Here is a 2388-nt window from a genome sequence, read left to right on the forward strand (position 1 = left end):
AGTAGCATGCTCAAGACCCGAAGCGGAGTGATCTAGCCATGGGCAGGTTGAAGCGCGGGTAAGACCGTGTGGAGGACCGAACCCACCAGGGTTGAAAACCTGGGGGATGACCTGTGGTTAGGGGTGAAAGGCCAATCAAACTCCGTGATAGCTGGTTCTCCCCGAAATGCATTTAGGTGCAGCGTCGTGTGTTTCTTGCCGGAGGTAGAGCACTGGATAGGCGATGGGCCCTACCGGGTTACTGACCTTAGCCAAACTCCGAATGCCGGTAAGTGAGAGCGCGGCAGTGAGACTGTGGGGGATAAGCTCCATGGTCGAGAGGGAAACAGCCCAGAGCATCGACTAAGGCCCCTAAGCGTACGCTAAGTGGGAAAGGATGTGGAGTCGCAGAGACAACCAGGAGGTTGGCTTAGAAGCAGCCATCCTTGAAAGAGTGCGTAATAGCTCACTGGTCAAGTGATTCCGCGCCGACAATGTAGCGGGGCTCAAGCGTACCGCCGAAGTCGTGTCAATCCAGCATGTGCCCTTAACGGGGGCTGGGTTGGGTAGGGGAGCGTCGTGTGCCGGGTGAAGCTGCGCCGGAAGGCAGTGGTGGACGGTTCACGAGTGAGAATGCAGGCATGAGTAGCGATACACACGTGGGAAACGTGTGCGCCGATTGACTAAGGGTTCCTGGGTCAAGCTGATCTGCCCAGGGTAAGTCGGGACCTAAGGCGAGGCCGACAGGCGTAGTCGATGGACAACCGGTTGATATTCCGGTACCCGCTTTGAAGCGCCAGCGCTGAACCAGGCGATGCTAAGTCCGTGAAGCCGCCGGCTGAGTCTTCGGACGAGGTCGGAGTGGTGGAGCCGACGGTCCAGACCTGTAGTAGGTGAGTGATGGGGTGACGCAGGAAGGTAGTCCAGCCCGGGCGGTGGTTGTCCCGGGGTAAGGGTGTAGGACGCCAGGTAGGTAAATCCGTCTGGCATGTAAGTCTGAGACCTGATGCCGAGCCGATTGTGGTGAAGTGGATGATCCTATGCTGTCGAGAAAAGCCTCTAGCGAGTTTCATGGCGGCCCGTACCCTAAACCGACTCAGGTGGTCAGGTAGAGAATACCGAGGCGTTCGGGTGAACTATGGTTAAGGAACTCGGCAAAATGCCCCCGTAACTTCGGGAGAAGGGGGGCCATTTCCGGTGATGGCATGTGCTGCTTGAGCTGGGGGTGGCCGCAGAGACCAGCGAGAAGCGACTGTTTACTAAAAACACAGGTCCGTGCGAAGCCGTAAGGCGATGTATACGGACTGACGCCTGCCCGGTGCTGGAACGTTAAGGGGACCGGTTAGTGGGGTTTCGATCCTGCGAAGCTGAGAACTTAAGCGCCAGTAAACGGCGGTGGTAACTATAACCATCCTAAGGTAGCGAAATTCCTTGTCGGGTAAGTTCCGACCTGCACGAATGGCGTAACGACTTCTCGACTGTCTCAACCATAGGCCCGGTGAAATTGCACTACGAGTAAAGATGCTCGTTTCGCGCAGCAGGACGGAAAGACCCCGGGACCTTTACTATAGCTTGATATTGGTGTTCGGTTCGGCTTGTGTAGGATAGGTGGGAGACTGTGAAGCGGCCACGCCAGTGGTTGTGGAGTCGTCGTTGAAATACCACTCTGGTCGTGCTGGATGTCTAACCTGGGTCCGTGATCCGGATCAGGGACAGTGTCTGGTGGGTAGTTTAACTGGGGCGGTTGCCTCCTAAAGGGTAACGGAGGCGCCCAAAGGTTCCCTCAGCCTGGTTGGTAATCAGGTGTTGAGTGTAAGTGCACAAGGGAGCTTGACTGTGAGACCGACGGGTCGAGCAGGGACGAAAGTCGGGACTAGTGATCCGGCGGTGGCTTGTGGAAGCGCCGTCGCTCAACGGATAAAAGGTACCCCGGGGATAACAGGCTGATCTTCCCCAAGAGTCCATATCGACGGGATGGTTTGGCACCTCGATGTCGGCTCGTCGCATCCTGGGGCTGGAGTCGGTCCCAAGGGTTGGGCTGTTCGCCCATTAAAGCGGTACGCGAGCTGGGTTTAGAACGTCGTGAGACAGTTCGGTCCCTATCCGCTGTGCGCGTAGGAGTCTTGAGAAGGGCTGTCCCTAGTACGAGAGGACCGGGACGGACGAACCTCTGGTGTGCCAGTTGTCCTGCCAAGGGCATGGCTGGTTGGCTACGTTCGGGAGGGATAACCGCTGAAAGCATCTAAGCGGGAAGCCTGCTTCGAGATGAGGGCTCCCACCCACTTGATGGGTTAAGGCTCCCAGTAGACGACTGGGTTGATAGGCCAGATATGGAAGACCGGTAACGGTTGGAGTTGACTGGTACTAATAGGCCGAGGGCTTGTCCTCAGTTGCTCGCGTCCACTGTGT

1 rRNA gene is annotated in these 2388 nt (G+C 57.1%); it reads left to right on the plus strand.

Annotated features, from left to right (window positions below):
* Window positions 1-2367, plus strand: a 23S ribosomal RNA gene (locus GCU69_RS04500); the annotation flags it as partial.
* Between the last annotated feature and the right edge of the window lie 21 nt (window positions 2368-2388).

It is taken from the genome of Streptomyces lycii, assembly GCF_009735685.1.
Classification (GTDB): Bacteria; Actinomycetota; Actinomycetes; order Streptomycetales; family Streptomycetaceae; genus Streptomyces; species Streptomyces lycii.